The sequence below is a fragment of the Mangrovicella endophytica genome, assembly GCF_002893625.1.
GTDB lineage: Bacteria > Pseudomonadota > Alphaproteobacteria > Rhizobiales > Rhizobiaceae > Mangrovicella > Mangrovicella endophytica.
Genome location: NZ_PKMZ01000003.1, coordinates 447,909 through 464,178 on the forward strand (window position 1 = coordinate 447,909; position 16,270 = coordinate 464,178).

The window sequence follows — 16,270 nt, forward strand, 5'->3', positions numbered from 1 at the left end:
AGGAGCCCATGCTGGTCTATGTTCCAGCCCGGACCTGGGGAACCCGAGCGGCAGCAGCGGCACTGCTGCTGGTGGTCGCCTATTTCGGCTATTCCATTGCCGGCAATGCGAACTTCGGCTGGGCGGTCGTCTGGCAGTATCTGTTCGACGCCCGGGTCCTATCGGGTCTCAGCCTCACCGTCTGGCTCACCGCCGTCACCATGGTCATCGGGGTGGTGCTGGGGACGATCTTCGCGATCATGGCGATGTCCCGAAACGTCGTGATATCGACGGTCGCCAAGGCCTATATCTGGTTCTTCCGCGGCACGCCGGTCCTCGTCCAGCTGATCTTCTGGTACAATCTGGGGGCGCTGTTTCCAGAGATCTTCGTCGGTATCCCTCTGACCGCATGGGGTGTGTCGCTCCCCACCAACGACCTGATCTCGCCGATCACGGCCGCGGTTCTGGGCCTTGGCCTGAACGAGGGCGCCTATATGTCCGAGATCATCAGGAGCGGGCTTCTGGCGGTCGAACCTGGACAGCGGCAGGCTGCGATCTCGCTGGGCATGACCGGACGCAAGGCGCTTTGGCGAATCGTTCTGCCACAGGCGATGCCGATCATCATTCCGCCGACCGGCAACCAGACGATCGGCATGCTGAAGACCTCATCCCTGGTCAGCGTCATCGCGCTTTCCGACCTGCTTTACTCGGTCCAGACGATTTACTCCCGCAACTTCCAGACCATTCCGCTGCTGATCGTCGCCTGCCTCTGGTATCTCGTGGCGACAACGGTCCTCAGCTGGATTCAAAGCAGGATCGAACGGCATTTTGCCCGCTCGCGAAACGCATCCAAGTAACCGACGTCCCTTAGGGGCAGGCAAGCCATGGACTCTCCCATGATCGTGGTCGATCGCGTCTCGAAGAGTTTCGGAAAACTCCCCGTTCTCCGAGATGTCAGCCTCGCGGTGTCGCCGGGGGAGGTCATCAGCCTGATCGGCCCGTCGGGCTCCGGCAAGTCGACGCTGCTGCGCTGCGTCAATCATCTTGAACGGATCGAGAGCGGTAGCATCGCCGTGGATGGCGAGCTGATCGGCTACAGGCGCGTCGGCAATCACGCTTACGAGCTGCCGGAGAAGCTGATCGCAAGGCAGCGTGCCCGTATCGGCATGGTCTTCCAGAACTTCAATCTGTTCGGCCACAAGACGGCACTCGAAAACGTCGTGGAGGCGCCGATCCACGTTCTGGGCGTGTCACGCCGCGAAGCCGAGGAGCGGGCGAGCCAGTTGCTCGCCAGGGTGGGCCTGGCAGACAAGATGCATAGCTATCCTCGCATGCTTTCCGGTGGACAGCAGCAACGTGTCGCCATCGCTCGCGCGCTGGCGATGCAGCCGAAGGTCATCCTGTTCGATGAGCCGACCAGCGCCCTTGATCCCGAACTGGTCGGAGAGGTGCTGGACGTGATGCGCGCTCTGGCATCCGACGGAATGACGATGATGGTGGTGACGCACGAGATGTCGTTTGCGCGCGAGGTGTGCCACCGCATCGCCTTCATGGAGGGCGGCCGGATCGTCGAATGTGGCAAGCCCGCCGAGGTTCTCGACAATCCGGCGTTCGAGCGAACCCGGGCGTTCCTGTCTCGCGTGCAATGACGCGCACAGGCGTGACGTCCAAACACGACTGGGACCTGATCGTCGTCGGCGGCGGCATCGTAGGCTGCGCGGCGGCGCTCTATGCCGCCCGCATGGGCATGGCCTGCCTCATCGTCGAGCGCGACATGATCGGTTCGGCGCAATCCGGCCGCAACCTCGGCTTCGTGCGCCAGCAGGCTCGAGACTTCCGCGAACTGCCACTGATGATCGCGGCCACGCGGCTGTGGGAAGGGCTCGAGGCCGAACTCGGCCGTTCCATCGGCTGGCACCAGGGCGGCAACGTCTCGCTCGCGATGAGCGAGGTGGAACTAGCCTCGCGGCGTGAGTGGCAGTATCGCGGCAGCGGGGAATTCGGCCTCGACACGCGGATGCTGTCGGCCGTGGAAACCTATAATCTCCTGCCTCACCTCACGCCCGACAGCGGCATCGTCGGCGCCATGTATACGCCGTCGGACGGGCGCGCAGAGCCGGCACGCGCCACCCGCGCCATCTTCGAGGCGGCGCTGCAGCTTGGCGCCTCGGTCAGTCTTGGCACAGGCGTCTCGCGCATCGACGTGAGTGCCGGGCAGGTCACCGGCGTCTGGATCGGCGGTACGCTCCACCGCGCGCGGACCGTTGCCGTCGCGGCAGGGGCGGGCAGCGCTGCACTGCTGCGCCGGGTCGGCCTCGATCTACCGCAGGAGCGCATTCGTGCCACCGTCGCGCGAACCGCCCGGCGGCCCGAGCGGATGCCGCAATGCGTCTCGGGACCGACGACCGGCATCCGCCAGGATGCCGATGGCGCCTTTGTGATTTCGGTCGCGGGCGGTGAATACGACGTGCGTCCCGACTCCTGGCGGCACATGCGCTGGTACGCCGCCACGCGCCGTGAAAACCCGGAGGCGGCGAAGATCAACTATCTCGCGCCCCTCCAGCGCCTGTGGCCGCATCGCGGACAGGCGCCGCTTGCCGACATTCCGCCGAGCCGCGACCGGCTGCGGCCGGAATCGCAACGCGCCGAACAGGCCCGCCAGGAGTTCGGCCGGCTGTTCCCCGCCTTTGCGGAGGTGCCGCTCCAGACGATCTGGGCCGGCGAGATCGACACGCTTCCGGATGTCGTTCCCGCCATCGGCCCCGTTTCGGGCGTCGAGGGGCTGCTGGTTGCGACCGGCTTCAGCGGTCACGGCTTCGGCCCTGGCCCGATGGCCGGCTGCGTCCTCGCCAACCTTGCGGCCGGGCGGGACGCCGGGGTCGACCTCACCGGCCTGTCGCCAGACCGCTTTCGCGGTGGAGCGCCCCGCTGATGGCTGCCGCTCCTGAGCATGGGGCAACTGCGACCCGGCAGCCGTTAGACCTCTGGACCTTCCTGGTCGAGGTCTACAAGCTGCCGGAGGTCGCGCCCGCCTGCCTGCGGCTGCAGGAGGCGTTCCAGCTCGACGTGGTGCTGTTTCTGGCCGTGCTCTATGCCGCTGGCCGAGGCCGCCACGTCGATGCGGAAGCGATCGCGGCGCTGGAGGCCGGTGCTGTGCAGTGGCGCGACGAGGTGGTGCGACCGCTGCGTCTGGTGCGCTCGCGGATGAAGGCCCATCCCTGGATGGCCAGGCCCGACGCGCCGCCCTTCCGGGAAGCGGTCAAGGCTCTGGAGCTGCGGGCCGAACGGATCGAGGCGGTCGCGCTGGAAGAGGCTCTGGCCGACCTGCCGGAGAGCGACGCGGCAAGGATGAACTTGGCTGGAACGATCGAGCCGGCCGGGCTGCTGGTGCTCGATCATGCCGCCGGGCCGGGCGCCTCGATTGCGCGAAGAGCTGACGTTAGCCGGATCGCGCAGGCCGCAGCGACCCTGCTGCGGGAGCCGGGCGGACCGGCCTGACGGCCGGCGCTACCGCTGATCGCGGCATCTCAAGCGCCGATGCCATTTCATGCCTTCGCTGATGCGCGATCCACGATCATCGAGTATCGGTCGCGCTCGAGGACTGCGTTTATCGCCGGTCGATCACCTCAAGGAGTGCCGCCATGAGCGAGCCGACCGTGGCCGAGGCCACGAACAGCATCTATGAATCGCTGAAGGCGGACAACGCCGATCTCGACGAGCATATCGCGACCCTCAAGGCCGCCCTGAAGCGCGAAGGCCTGAAGGAGGCCGTGTTCGATCCCGCCAGGCTGGCGCAGAACAACCGGCAGGGCCGCAAGCTGATGCAGGCTTATTTCCGCCAGCGCGGCGTCACGGTGACCTACACAGCGTCCTGACGGCGCGAGGGCCTGTCTCCGGCGTCGGGCCGGCGACGCGCTCGATGTCCATCAGGGCAGGTTGCCGACCGGAAGATCGAGCATGGCGGCACTGCCGGGTTCCAGAACTATGTGCCCGTCGCCGACGGTCACATAGACGTCGTCGTCACGATGCTCCGGCAGTCTGACCGGGGCGGGTTTCCCGCCCGTCCGGCGGCGGCCGAAGCGCGGAACCGCGTCCAGAAGATTGCGCGTATAGGGATGCTGCGGCGTGTCGATGATGCTGCGTACCGGGCCGCTCTCGACGATGCGGCCTCGATGCATCACGGCGATGCGATCGCAGAGCCTGGCCACCACCGCCATGTCATGCGAGATGAAGAGATAGGACAGGCGCCGCTCTCGCCGGATCTCGGCCATGAGGTCGAGGATCTGCGCCTGGATGCTGACGTCGAGCGCGGAAACCGGCTCGTCCGCGACCACGATCTGCGGGTCTGGCGCAACAGCTCTGGCGATGGCGATGCGTTGCCGCTGCCCGCCGGAGAATTCATGCGGGTAGCGTTCTGCGAAGTCCCGCTTCAAGCCGACACGCTCCAGGAGATCGGCGACGGTCGTCCTGATCTCGCGCCAGTCCGACTGGCCCGACGCATAAAGGCCCTCGCCGATCTGGCGGCCGACGGTCAGGCGCGGGTTCAGCGAGGAATAGGGATCCTGGAAGATCATCTGGCAGCGCCGCAGCTTCTGCCTGCGAAGCTGCGGCGACAGGCCGTCAATGCGCTCGCCGCCCACCGAGAGCTGCCCGCTCGTCGGCTCGTCGAGCCCGACGGCGATGCGGCCGAGCGTCGATTTTCCTGAACCGCTCTCGCCGATGATCCCGAGGGTCTCACCGGGATCGAGGCTGATGGAGACACCGCTCAGCGCGTGGACCGTTCGACTGCGCGTGATGAAGACCTTGCGGAGATCTTCGATCGCGAGAATGGGCGTCATGGAGCCATCCGTCTTGCGTCCGCGTCCCGCTGGTGCATCGCCTTCTCGACAGTGAGATGGGAGGCGAGCAGCGCCCGGGTGTAATCGTGGCTGGGTGCGCCGAGCACCGCGTCCACGCTGCCGGTTTCCACGATCTCGCCGCCGCGCATCACCGCGACACGGTCGGCCGTCTCCGCGACGACGCCGATATCGTGGGTGATGAGCAGGATACCGGAATCATAGCGCGACTTCAGGTCGACCAGGAGATCGAGGACCTGCGCCTGCACCGTGACGTCGAGTGCGGTCGTCGGCTCGTCCGCGATCAGGATGCCCGGCTGCAGCGCCAGCGCGGCCGCAATCATCACCCGCTGCCGCATGCCGCCCGACAGCTGGTGCGGATATTGGCGCAGCACCCGCTCCGGTTCGGCAAAGCCGACGTCGTCGAGGCTGATCCGAGCCATCTCCAGCGCCTCCCGGCGAGAGGCACCCTTATGCCGGATCAGCCCCTCGGTCATCTGCCGCTCAATCGTCAGCACCGGATTCAGAGACGTCATCGGCTCCTGGAAGATCATGCCGATCTTGGCGCCGCGGACATCCTCCATCTGGCGGCGCGACAGCGAAGCAATGTCCTGGCCGTCGATCTCGACCCGGCCGGTCATGCGCGCTGCTTCCGGCAGCAGCCGCAGGATGGAAAGCGACGTCAGGCTCTTGCCGCTGCCGGATTCCCCGACGAGCGCGAGGATCTCGCCGCGGGCGAGGTCCAGGCTGACGTTGCGCACCGCCTCGACATCGCCCTGCCGGCCGTGGAAGGCGACGGTGAGGTCGCGCACGCTGAGGAAGGGAGCACTCATGGCCGGCCCTTTCTGCGGGGGTCGACAAGGTCGCGCAGGCTGTCGCCGATGAGATTGAAGGACAGCACCGTCAGGCAGATGGCGAGCCCTGGAAAGATCAGGATCCACGGTGCCTTGGTGATGTAGTTGCGTCCCGATGCGAGTATGGCGCCCCATTCCGGCGAGGGCGGCTGGACGCCGAGCCCGAGAAACGAAAGCCCGGCGGCCGACAGGATGGCCGAGGAGAAACCGAGCGTGCCCATGACGATGAGGCTCTGTCCGATATTCGGCATGACGTGGACGCGCACCAGGCGCCCCGAGTTGATGCCGGCAAGCCGAGCGGCCTCGATATAGGGCTTGGCCCGTTCGGCGGCGGCAAGGCCATAGGTGACGCGGGCGTAGAACGGCACCAGGCTGATGGCGATCGCCAGCGTGGCGTTCTCGATGCCAGGTCCCAGAAAAGCCACCAGCGCCAGGGCGATCAGCGTATCCGGAAACGAGTAGAGGACGTCGACCACACGCAGCAGCACCGCCTCGACGGCGCGGCCGGCAAAGGCGGCGAGGAGCCCGAGCAGGCCACCGACCACGAGCCCGCTGACCACCGCCGCGATGCCGATGCCGAGCGACAGGCGCCCGCCGGTCAGGACGCGGCTGAGGAGATCGCGGCCGAACTCGTCGGTCCCGAACGGGTGCGCGATCGAGGGCGCGGCGAGCCTTGGGCCCGCAGCCATGCGCATGGGATCGAACGGCGTCAGATACGGCGCCAGCAGCGAGGCGGCGGCGATCACGACCGCCAGCCCAAGTCCCAGAATGACGGTGACGGGCATGCGCCGCCGGCGCGGCTTGATCGTGGCAGTCGCGACGGTCATCTCTGCCTCATGCGCGGATCGAGGAAGCCGTAGAGGATGTCGATCAGCATCGAGACGATGACGACCGATGTGGCGAAGACGACAATGAAGCCCTGGATCATCGGATAGTCGCGCTCCAGCATCGCCTGCACGGCAAGGCGGCCGATGCCGTTCCAGGAGAAGACGTTCTCGATGATGACCTGACCGCCGAGCAGATAGGCGAAGACGAGCCCCACCACCGTGACGATGCTGATCAAGGCCGGGCGCAGGGCATGGACGAGCAGCACCTGGCGCTCGCGCAGGCCGCGCGCCCGGGCCGTGCGGATGTAGTCCTCCGCCAGCACCTCGATGAGCGCCGAGCGCGTCATGCGCGCGACCAGCGCGCAATAGGTGAGGCCGAGCGTCAGCGCCGGAAGGATGATGTTGCGCCAGCTCGATCCGGCGACCGGAAGCCAGCCGAGCTTGAGCGAGAACACCTGGATCATGATGAGGCCGAGCCAGAAGGCCGGGATCGAGACGCCGAGAACGGCGATCACCATCACGGCCGTATCGGCGAGCCGGCCGCGCTTGATGGCGGCGAGGAAGCCGAGCGGTATGCCGATCGCCAGTGCGACGGTGAGGCCGCAGACCGCCAGCGAGAACGTGTTCGGCAGGCGCTGGAGGAGCAGCCAGGCGACCGATTCGTTCCCGCGGATGCTCCGCCCGAAATCACCCTGCAGGACGTGCCAGGCATAGAGGCCGACCTGCTGCCAGACCGGCAGGTCGAGGCCGAGGCGGGCACGCATGTCCGCCATCGCCTCCGGCGTCGCGCTGACCGACTGCGCCATCATGGCGGTGACGGGATCGCCGGGCACCACATGGATGAGGATGCCCGACAAGATGATCACCGCGATCACGGTCGCGAAGGCGGCGAGCACACGTTTGGAGATCAGGAACAGCATCGCAAGCCGGGTTCGTGGACGACGGGCCGCTCCGCCCGGAGGCGGAGCGGGACGATCGTCATTCTGCGACGGTGACGTCGTTGAAGAGCAGCGACACCATGAAGCCCAGCTTGAAGCCGTCGACCTTGGCGGTCGAGGCCATCAGCCATCCCCAGCCGGGCGAGACGAGCGGGACGGTGTAGGCGTTCTCCAGGAGATACTTCTCGATCTCGTGGATCTTGGCGGCACGGGCCTCGCCGGACAGCCGGCGCTGCTCGTCGACCATGGCGTCGACCTGCTCGTTCAGGCCCATATTGACGAAACCGGGCCGCTTCCACAGGAAGTTGAGGTAGTCCGGATCGACGCCCGACATGCCCATCGTCCAGACGAACGGCTCTCCGTCCGTGCGGCCGTTCTCGCCCGACATGTGATCGAAATGGGCCGCGACCTCGCGGGTCTCGATCTCCGTCTGGACGTTGATGGCGGCGAGGTCCTGCTGCATGATCTGATGCATCTGATCCCAGCCGGCCAGCTTGTGAGCCAGCAGCTTGATCTTCAGCGGCTTGTCGGCGGTGTAGCCGGCCGCTTCCATGATCGCCTTGGCGCCATCGGGATCGTATTTCACGCCCCAGCCGGCGCAGAGCTCCTGGTCCGTCGCGAAGAGGTTCGGCGCAACCGGGCAGTTGGCGGTGTTGACGAGACCCTCGAAGGCGATCGAGGCATAGGCATCGCGGTTCATCGCCATGCCGATCGCCTTGCGGATCTCGGGATTGTCGAGCGGCTTGATCTTCCAGGAGAAGGCCGCCAGCACCTGCTGGCCCGAAAGCTCGGCGGCATAGACCTTGAAGTCGCTGTTGCTCTTCAGGTCGGCCGTTTCCTCCAGCGACGGCTCGACGAGATCGGCCTCGCCCGAGCGCAGGGCCGCCATGCGCGCGACCGCTTCCGGGATTACCTTGAACGTCAGCGTATCGACATGCGGCTTGCCCGGATTTTCGATCAGCGGATTGAAGTTCTTGTAGTCGGCATTCGCCTCAAGCTGCAGGCTGTCGTTGCGTGTCCAGCTGACGAACTTGAAGGGGCCGGTCCCGATCGGCTTGAAGTCAGCCGTGGCGAACGAGGACGGGCAGACGAAGCCCGCCTGGATGCCGGTCAGGAATGAGGGAAACGGGCTGTAGGGTTCCGACATCGACACCGTCAGCACCTTGCCGTCGACGCTGGTCCCGGTGATCGGCCCCCAAAGCGAGCGGTCCGGATTGACCGTGGCCGGATCGATGGCGCGATCCACGCGTGCCTTGGCGGCGGCCGCGTCGAAGGTGCTGCCGTCATGGCACTTCACGCCGTCGCGGATGGTGAAGGAGTAGGCCTTGCCGTCGTCGGAGACGGACCATTCGCTTGCAAGGCCCGGATGCAGCGAGCCGTCCTTGCTCATGGTCAGCAGGGTGTCGAAGATCAGATTGGTCATCTGCAGCGACTGCGTGGTGCTGGTCTTGTCGGGGTCGAGGCTGTCGGCATCGACGGCGCGGGCGACGGTGAGGTCCGCAGCTGCGGCGATGGAGAGGCCGAGGCCGGTGGTAAATGCGACTGCGGCCAACAGCCTCTGGGTATGCCGGCGGCGATGATTCTGACTCATGCTGTATTCCCCTCTACTCTGTGATTGGACTGCATGCGGTATCAGGCGATGGATACGGGCGGCCGCTTCTGGCTCCAGGGCCGGACGGCTTCGAGCTGCGATGCCAGTCTGAAGAGCAGCCCTTCCGCCGCGGGCGCTGCGGCAAACTGGACGCCGATCGGCAGACCGTCGGCATTCCAGACGAGCGGCACCGACATGGCCGGCGAGCCGTTGACGTTGAAGATGTGGGTAAAGGGCATCCACGACAGGTAGAATTCGTAGTGCCCGCGCATGCTCGTCGATTGCGGGAAGGCACCGTGCGGCAGCGGCGGCTGCGCCAGCGTCGGCGACAGAAACGCATCGTAGCGGTTGAAGGTCGAGGTCACGGCAGCGGCGACGGCATGCAGGCGGGTCGTCGCGACATTGACCTCCACGGCCGAGATGCGATTGCCGGCTTCGATCATCTCCCAGAGCATGGGCGGGAAGTCGTCGGCCGACAGCTTGCGACCGAGGACGCCCTCCTCGAGCCGCATGTCCGTGGCGTATTCCGCCAGGATGAACGTCTCGAAGGCGCTCCAGCCGTCCTGCGGCAGCTCGATGTCGTAGGGCTCGCAGATGTGTCCGAGATCCTCCAGCAGCTTCACCGTCTGGTCGACGGCGGCGATGCAGTCGGGATGCGTCGGTGCGCCATAGGGGGCCCTGGTCGACACGGCGATGCGCAGCTTGCCGGGATCGCGGCCAATCTCGGCGGCGAAGTCGCCGCCGGCGGGGCTGTTGAAGAACTGGCCGGCGACGCTGCCGGCGGTGGCGTCCAACATGGCGGCGCTGTCGCGGACGGAGCGCGACAGCACATGCTCCACCAGCATGCCCTGCCACGTGCTGCCGGACGGGGCGACCGGATTGCGGCCGCGCGTCGGCTTGAGGCCGAAGCAGCCGCAGACGGAAGAGGGAACGCGGATTGATCCGCCGCCATCGTTGCCATGTGCCATCGGAACGATACCGGCGGCGACGGCCGCCGCCGTGCCGCCGCTGGAAGTTCCGGCGGTCCGGCTCGTATCCCAGGGATTGTTGGTCACGCCGTGGGCCCGTGAGCGCGTGGTCCAGTCCATCGCGAGCTCAGGAACGGCGGTCTTGCCGAAGATCACCGCGCCGGACTGCTTGAACCGGCGCACGAGCTCGGCGTCGCTGTCCGGCTTCACCGAGGCGCGCGGCGGCCATCCGGCACCCGTCGGCTGCCCGCCGTAATGCGCCGTCAGATCCTTCAGGAGAAACGGAACGCCGCGGAACGGGCCATCGCCAAGATCCTGCTTGATGAAGCGCCGCGCCTCGTCCTCGAAGGTCGCGACGACAGCGTTGAGTTCCCCGTTGACCGCCGCCGTCGCGGCGAGGGCGGTGTCGAGCAACTCGTCGGCCGTGACTTCGCCCGTTGCGATGAGCTGTGCCAGGCCCGTGGCGTCGTAGTTCCGGTATTCGCTCAACTGCAAGTTCATCATCCTTGCCTATGGACTGCCCAAATCTACGGCAGGTCCAGAATGGCAGCATGATCCGGAGGGGTGACGCGGACGAAACTTCTTCATCTCACCTGAAAGGGTGATATGCCTGTGGCGACTTCAGCAGCTGCGGTTATCTCCTTGTCGGATCGGACCAGCTTCAGCAACCGTCATATTCTACCGCCGAGGCCGCCGCAGGGCGTCATCGACCGCCCGCGGCTCACGACCTTGGCTGCGGTCCTGCTGCAATATCGGCTGGTTCTCGTGCATGCCCCGGCCGGATCGGGCAAGACGACGCTGCTCTCGCAATGGCACGAGATGCTGGCCGGCACCGGCGTCCTGACGGTGTGGTATTCCACGAACGATGCCGATGGGGAGCTTCTCGGCTTCGGGGATGGCCTGATCCGCGCCATTGATGCGGGCCTCAGCCGCGACGGCGATCCGGTTCTCTCACTCGACGGTCGGGACGCGCTCTCGCAACTGATCCCGCTCCTCTCGGCTCGGGCGGCACGCGAGCCGATCACCCTCTTCATCGACGACTACCATCTGGCCGAGGCAGGCAATGGCGCCGATACGCTGAACCGCCTGCTGGCGGCGCGCATACCCCAACTGACCATCGTACTGGCCAGCCGCAACCGCCCGGCCATGCCGGTCAGCCGCCTGCGTGTCAGCGGCGAACTGCTGGAAGTGCCGGTCGAGGAGCTCTTCTTCAGCGAGGCCGAAACCGAGGACTTCTTCCGCGCCGCCACCGCCACCGCCCTCAGCGCGCAGGAATCGCGGCAGATGCATCGCTACACCGAGGGCTGGGCCGCCGGGCTCCGGCTTGCCGCATTGGTAGCGGGACGGATGCCGGGCGCGCTCAGCGCCTCGCCGACGGTGGGAAGCCACCGGGCGGTCGCCGAGTACTTCCTGGAGGAGGTGATCCTCGGTCTTCCCGAGGAGGTCTACCGCTTCCTCACCATGACTTCGATCCTCGACACGCTCAGTGCCGGCCTCTGCAATGCCGTGACGGGCCGGAGCGATGGCGGCGAGATGCTGTCGTTCCTGGAGGAGGCGCAGCTGTTCCTCAGCGCGCTGCCTGGGTCGCAGCGCTGGTACAAGTACCATCACCTGTTCCAGGAGTTCCTGCAGGCGCGCCTCTACAGCGACGGGAGGGACGAGATTGCCGAGCTTCATTCCCGCGCGGCGCAATGGTTCATCGCCAACACCTCGCCGATGGATGCGGTGCGACACGCCTTCCTGGCACGCAAGCCGGCCTGGGCCGCGGAGCTGATCGAAGACTACTGCCTCTACGATTATCTCAGCCACGGCCGCTTCGAGGTCTTCTCACGCTGGATGCAGCAGCTGCCACGCGGCGCCCGGGAGGAGCGGCCGCTGCTCTTGTTCCTGCAGGTGTGGCGATCGATCAACCTGCGGCGCTTCCTCAAGGCCGAGCAGACCTTGCGCACGATCGAGCAGGCGGCGAGCGACCCGACGAGCCGCATGTCGGTCATCTCGCGTGAAACCGGGCTGGACATCGAAGGGCGTCTGCATCTGATGCGGGCGCTGATCGGCGCCTATGGTGGCGATCTGGCAGGCGCCCTCGGTCATATCGAGGCGCTCGAGGGCCGCGAACTCGATCGCCTGGCCTTCGGTCAGGTCGACCTCGACTCCATCCACAGCTACCTTGCCCTGCAAGTCGGCGATCTCGCTCTGGCTGAAAAGCTGACCTGGCGGGCGAAGGGCGTTTATCATGAGATCGCCGTGCATTGGGGCGGTCTCCATTCCCGCTCCATCGCGGCCATGTGCTATATCGCGCGGGGATTGTTGCACGAAGCCGAGCACGTGGCGGCCGATGCGCTGCGGATCGCACGCACCAACTTCGCCGAACATTCCTACATGGTCGCCCTGCCATCCGTGCTGCTGGGGATCGTCGCATTCGACCGCGGCGAGTTCCTGGAGGCCGAACGGCTCTGGGAGCGCGCGATCCCGCCCGAACATGCAACCGATGTTTCGGGCCTCTGCGAGCGCATCCTCTTCGCCACGATCGGCCTCGTCCGCCTCCATGATGTGACCGGCTGTTCGGACAAGGGAACCAACGTGCTGGTGCGAGCCAGCCGTCGAGCCTATGAGGCGGAGGATTTCCGACTCGAGTTCCAGCTCGCCATCGAGCGCGCCGACCGCGCCTTCCGGCTTGCAAATCCCGCTGAGGGCATGCGGGAATGGGAACGGCTGTGCCTGCATCTCCCGGAAGCGCGGCGCCGCTTTCCTGCCTCCGCCTGGCAGATCTGGGATGCGTTTCAGGTCGTTGAAGCGCGCATGCTGATCGAGGCCGGGAATCGTCCGGCGGCTCTTGCGACCTTGGGCGGGATCGCACGCGCTGCCCACGACAGCGGGCGCCTCCTCAGCGCGCTCCAGGTCGAACGTCTGCTGCATGCGCTGGAGGGCACGAGCCCTGCGCCTCATGCGGAACTCGGCTGTCTCCTCGATGTCTATCTGCCGCCGCAGCCCCCGAGCGCCACGGCCGCGACAGCCGCTCGTCGGCTGCCTGATCCGGTCGCCGTGTCGCCGGAGGGGCTGACGGCCAGGGAGGACGAGGTTCTCGCCTTGATGCAGCGTGGCCTGTCGAACAAGGACATCGCCGCGCGGCTGGACGTCAACATCAACACAGTGAAATCGCATATCCGCAACATCTTCTCCAAACTCGGCGTGAACACGCGCACGCAAGCCGTCTTGAAGAAGATCCGTCCCGGCCTGAACGACTGACGCCTGCTTCAGCCGGTCGAGACGGCCTGCGGCAGGCGCGGAGCGGCCGGAGGCCGGCCCAAGTCCGCGGCGCAGCAATCCCGCCGTTCGGACGAGGTTCTGTGCGCTTGCGTCTGGATATGGAATGGTGTGCAGGTTCTTACGGCGCCAATGCGGCGCTCGTTCCGTATCGTCCGATCTCGGATGGGGAAAGCCTGTAAATTCAGGCTTGAGAGTGGCTGGGGGACCTGGATTCGAACCAAGACTAACGGAGTCAGAGTCCGCTGTTCTACCCTTAAACTATCCCCCAGCAGGGAAGAGCGATGCGCCATGGCATCGGCTCGGCGGGCTATATATCGTCGTCGGCCGCCGATGGGAAGCCCCGAAATCACATTGCGCGCGATGGCCTTCGCACAAGCCCGTGCGGATCTCCCTGCCAGCAGGCCCGGCAGCATCTGAATCTACCTCCTCGGCGCCGGGTCTCCCGTTCGGCAGGCGTCTGACTGGTCCCGTCCGCGCAGCTCCGAAGCCGCGCCTCGATCAGCCCTCGCTGCAGCCGCGCTCTTGTGCTGACGCGCTCGTTGACTACACTTGCCGCAACTTCAGGACAGCAAGGCTCGGCATACGGCCTCAGCGGCCGCTCCGCGCCGGAGAGACAGTGTGAACATCCATGACGGCAAGGGACAGCAGCATAGCTCCGCGACCTTAAGCCCAGACGAGCGCACCTTCGGGCACCGCCGCAGCGCCGATGCGGCGGGTGGGCCAGCCGGAGCGTCGAAGCCATTCGAACAGGATCGCGCGCGCCGTCGTGATGCTTCGGCCGCGAGCGAGACGACAGCGGGTGACGCCGCCGAGGGCCGCGATGGGCAGGATGGCGGACGGCTGACCAAGCGCCAGAAGCGGCGCCGACGCAGGGCGCCGCTGCCCGGCGAGGGCGGTCATGCCGCGCTGTCCGCAGACGCAACATCATCGCCACAGCCGTCCGCCGACACTGCGGCGAAGGCCAAGGACGCTGCCGGAGAAGCGGCTGGGAAGGCGGCTGTGCAGGCGAGCGGGCAGCCGGATCGGCGCAGCCGCCGTGGCGGCCGCCGGCGCAGGCGTGGACCGAAGACGGCCGCGCCATCCACTCCACCGGCGAGTGCAGAGATCGGCCCGCCGCCGCTGGTTCAGCCGGCCGACGAGGTCGCGCGCCTTGCGGCCGAAGCCGAGCGGCGCATGGCCGAGCGTCTTGGGTCACGTGTCGCGGCGTCGCCAGTCCCGCCCATTCTCGCCGCACCGAGCCCACCGGCGGATGGCGAACGCGTGCGCCCGCCGGTGTATGCCGCGCTCGATCTCGGCACCAACAACTGCCGGCTGCTCGTCGCCGTGCCAACCCGTCCTGGCCAGTTCCGCGTCATCGACGCTTTCTCGCGCATCGTCCGGCTCGGCGAGGGTCTGAGCCGCACCGGCCGGCTTGCTGCGCCCGCGATGGACCGCGCCGTTGCGGCGCTCGCCATCTGCAGCCAGAAGCTCGCGGCCCGGCAAGTCGCCGGGGCCCGGCTGATTGCGACGGAAGCGTGCCGGGCGGCTGACAACGGCTACGAGTTCATCGAGCGCGTCCGGGCGGAAACCGGCCTGAAGCTCGAGATCGTCAGCCGCGAGACCGAAGCGCGCCTTGCCGTGTCCGGCTGTGGCTCGCTCGTCGATCGCTCGGCCGACGGTGCGGTTCTCTTCGACATCGGCGGCGGCTCGTCGGAGATCGCCCTCCTCGATCTGCGCTCCGGCTATTCCCGCCGCCTGTCCAACGCGATTGTCGGCTGGACCTCGCTTCCCGTCGGCGTCGTGACGCTGGCGGAGCGCTATGGCGGCCGCAACGTCACGCCGGCGGTGTTCCGCGACATGATCGACGAGGTGAGCGGACTGATCGCGGGATTTGCCGGCCGCGGCCGGCTGGACGAAGTCGTCGGCGGTGAGCGCTTCCACCTTCTGGGGACGTCCGGCACGGTCACCACGCTGGCCGGCGTGCATCTCGGTCTGGAGCGCTACGATCGCAGGCAGGTGGATGGGCTCTGGCTCACCTCGGCCGAGGTCGACGAACTGGTCGGGCGGATTGCCGGCTGGAGCTTCGAGGAGCGCGTTGCCAATCCCTGCATCGGCAGCGACCGGGCGGACCTGGTGCTGGCCGGCTGCGCCATCCTCGAGGCAATCCGCATCGCCTGGCCGGCGCGCTCATTGCGCGTTGCCGACCGTGGCCTGAGGGAAGGCCTGTTGACGGAAATGATGGTGGCCGACGGCGTCTGGCGCAGCGGCTCGCAGGCAAGGAACAGCGCATGAGCGGCGGCGGACGTGGCGATGATCGCGGCCTGACGGTGCGCGTCAAGAAGAACCGGGGGCTCAAGGCCTCGTCCCGCCGCTGGCTGGAGCGGCAGCTGAACGACCCCTATGTGCGCCGCGCCAAGGCGGACGGCTTCCGGTCGCGCGCGGCCTACAAGCTGATCGAGATCGACGAGCGCTACAAGCTTCTGAAGAAGGGCATGCGGATCGTCGACCTCGGCGCGGCGCCCGGCGGCTGGTGCCAGGTGGCGGTGGAGCGGACCGGCTCGACGGAGGCGGATCTGCGCGTCGTCGGCATCGACTACCTGCCCGTCGATCCGATGCCGGGCGCGACCATCTTAGAGATGGATTTTCTCGACGATGCAGCTCCGGCCCGGCTCCTGGAGGTGCTCGGCGGCGCGGCGCCTGACATCGTCCTCTCCGACATGGCCGCGCCGACGACCGGCCATCGCCGTACCGATCATCTGCGGACGATGCATCTCTGCGAGGTGGCGGCCGATTTCGCCGTCCGCACGCTGAAACCCGGCGGTCACTTCCTGACCAAGACCTTCCAAGGCGGCACCGAAGGCGACCTCCTTGCCATGCTGAAGCGCAATTTTGCGGCCGTCCACCACGTCAAGCCGCCGGCCTCGCGCGAGGATTCGGTCGAGCTCTATCTCCTTGCCAAGGGCTTCAAGGGCCGGCGGGAGGAACTCGGTGCCGAGGACGAGGCGCCGGAGACGCTCTGATCCTCAGCGGCA

General features: G+C 67.0%; 14 protein-coding genes and 1 tRNA gene. 8 read left to right on the plus strand and 7 right to left on the minus strand.

The features are described from left to right. Positions 1-8: 8 nt before the first annotated feature. The 5 genes from C0R46_RS10935 (at position 9) to C0R46_RS10955 (ending at position 3,854) form a co-directional block, all read left to right on the plus strand. Entirely contained in the window at positions 9-836 is an 828-nt protein-coding gene (locus C0R46_RS10935; RefSeq protein ID WP_198598296.1) for an amino acid ABC transporter permease, read from the plus strand. 39 nt (positions 837-875) lie between these two features. Next, on the plus strand, positions 876-1,628 hold the full coding sequence (locus tag C0R46_RS10940; protein ID WP_198598297.1) for an amino acid ABC transporter ATP-binding protein: 753 nt from the start codon (positions 876-878) through the stop codon (positions 1,626-1,628). Between the two features lie 11 nt (positions 1,629-1,639). After that, on the plus strand, positions 1,640-2,911 hold the full coding sequence (locus C0R46_RS10945; protein ID WP_245413524.1) for an NAD(P)/FAD-dependent oxidoreductase: 1,272 nt from the start codon (positions 1,640-1,642) through the stop codon (positions 2,909-2,911). Continuing rightward, on the plus strand, positions 2,911-3,477 hold the full coding sequence (locus C0R46_RS10950) for a TIGR02444 family protein (protein ID WP_102959638.1): 567 nt from the start codon (positions 2,911-2,913) through the stop codon (positions 3,475-3,477). Before C0R46_RS10945 ends, C0R46_RS10950 begins: the two co-directional genes overlap by 1 nt. 143 nt (positions 3,478-3,620) lie before the next feature. Beyond that, a complete protein-coding gene (locus tag C0R46_RS10955) occupies positions 3,621-3,854 on the plus strand; it encodes a hypothetical protein (protein WP_102959639.1) in 234 nt (77 codons plus the stop codon). Positions 3,855-3,905: 51 nt separating this feature from the next. Here C0R46_RS10955 and C0R46_RS21095 read toward each other — a convergent pair whose 3' ends face one another. From C0R46_RS21095 to C0R46_RS10985, 6 genes are read right to left on the minus strand one after another with little or no spacing between them, the layout of a single operon-like run. Continuing rightward, a complete protein-coding gene (locus C0R46_RS21095) occupies positions 3,906-4,817 on the minus strand; it encodes an ABC transporter ATP-binding protein (protein WP_102959640.1) in 912 nt (303 codons plus the stop codon). Further along, the gene (locus C0R46_RS21100; protein ID WP_102959641.1) at positions 4,814-5,647 is read right to left on the minus strand and encodes an ABC transporter ATP-binding protein; all 834 of its coding nucleotides are present in this window, start codon (positions 5,645-5,647) and stop codon (positions 4,814-4,816) included. The genes C0R46_RS21095 and C0R46_RS21100 overlap by 4 nt, the downstream gene beginning before the upstream one ends. Continuing rightward, positions 5,644-6,495, minus strand: coding sequence for an ABC transporter permease (locus C0R46_RS10970; RefSeq protein ID WP_102959642.1), 852 nt, complete (start codon positions 6,493-6,495; stop codon positions 5,644-5,646). The genes C0R46_RS21100 and C0R46_RS10970 overlap by 4 nt, the downstream gene beginning before the upstream one ends. Beyond that, on the minus strand, positions 6,492-7,415 hold the full coding sequence (locus C0R46_RS10975; protein WP_102959643.1) for an ABC transporter permease: 924 nt from the start codon (positions 7,413-7,415) through the stop codon (positions 6,492-6,494). The genes C0R46_RS10970 and C0R46_RS10975 overlap by 4 nt, the downstream gene beginning before the upstream one ends. Before the next feature lie 58 nt (positions 7,416-7,473). Next, entirely contained in the window at positions 7,474-9,024 is a 1,551-nt protein-coding gene (locus C0R46_RS10980; RefSeq protein WP_102959644.1) for an ABC transporter substrate-binding protein, read from the minus strand. Positions 9,025-9,065: 41 nt separating this feature from the next. Then, positions 9,066-10,487: an amidase gene (locus C0R46_RS10985; protein WP_102959787.1), complete on the minus strand. Its 1,422-nt coding sequence runs from the start codon at positions 10,485-10,487 to the stop codon at positions 9,066-9,068. Positions 10,488-10,721: 234 nt separating this feature from the next. Between C0R46_RS10985 and C0R46_RS21105 the strand changes: the two genes are divergently transcribed. After that, positions 10,722-13,238: a winged helix-turn-helix domain-containing protein gene (locus C0R46_RS21105; protein WP_245413525.1), complete on the plus strand. Its 2,517-nt coding sequence runs from the start codon at positions 10,722-10,724 to the stop codon at positions 13,236-13,238. A gap of 215 nt (positions 13,239-13,453) precedes the next feature. On the opposite strand, the gene C0R46_RS10995 is transcribed toward C0R46_RS21105, so the two are convergent. Then, positions 13,454-13,527, minus strand: a tRNA-Gln gene (locus C0R46_RS10995). A gap of 572 nt (positions 13,528-14,099) precedes the next feature. Here C0R46_RS10995 and C0R46_RS11005 point away from each other — a divergent pair. Then, positions 14,100-15,530: a Ppx/GppA phosphatase family protein gene (locus C0R46_RS11005; protein WP_483428505.1), complete on the plus strand. Its 1,431-nt coding sequence runs from the start codon at positions 14,100-14,102 to the stop codon at positions 15,528-15,530. Next, positions 15,527-16,258 (plus strand): RlmE family RNA methyltransferase, encoded by a 732-nt coding sequence (locus C0R46_RS11010; protein ID WP_102959647.1) that lies wholly within the window; start codon positions 15,527-15,529, stop codon positions 16,256-16,258. Before C0R46_RS11005 ends, C0R46_RS11010 begins: the two co-directional genes overlap by 4 nt. Positions 16,259-16,270 lie beyond the last annotated feature (12 nt).

Coding starts and splice junctions, on each gene's coding strand:
- C0R46_RS10935 (WP_198598296.1), top strand. CDS start 9: ATGCTGGTCTATGTTCCAGCCCGGACCTGGGGAACCCGAGCGGCAGCA.
- C0R46_RS10940 (WP_198598297.1), top strand. CDS start 876: ATGATCGTGGTCGATCGCGTCTCGAAGAGTTTCGGAAAACTCCCCGTT.
- C0R46_RS10950 (WP_102959638.1), top strand. CDS start 2,911: ATGGCTGCCGCTCCTGAGCATGGGGCAACTGCGACCCGGCAGCCGTTA.
- C0R46_RS10955 (WP_102959639.1), top strand. CDS start 3,621: ATGAGCGAGCCGACCGTGGCCGAGGCCACGAACAGCATCTATGAATCG.
- C0R46_RS21095 (WP_102959640.1), bottom strand. CDS start 4,817: ATGACGCCCATTCTCGCGATCGAAGATCTCCGCAAGGTCTTCATCACG.
- C0R46_RS21100 (WP_102959641.1), bottom strand. CDS start 5,647: ATGAGTGCTCCCTTCCTCAGCGTGCGCGACCTCACCGTCGCCTTCCAC.
- C0R46_RS10970 (WP_102959642.1), bottom strand. CDS start 6,495: ATGACCGTCGCGACTGCCACGATCAAGCCGCGCCGGCGGCGCATGCCC.
- C0R46_RS10975 (WP_102959643.1), bottom strand. CDS start 7,415: ATGCTGTTCCTGATCTCCAAACGTGTGCTCGCCGCCTTCGCGACCGTG.
- C0R46_RS10980 (WP_102959644.1), bottom strand. CDS start 9,024: ATGAGTCAGAATCATCGCCGCCGGCATACCCAGAGGCTGTTGGCCGCA.
- C0R46_RS11010 (WP_102959647.1), top strand. CDS start 15,527: ATGAGCGGCGGCGGACGTGGCGATGATCGCGGCCTGACGGTGCGCGTC.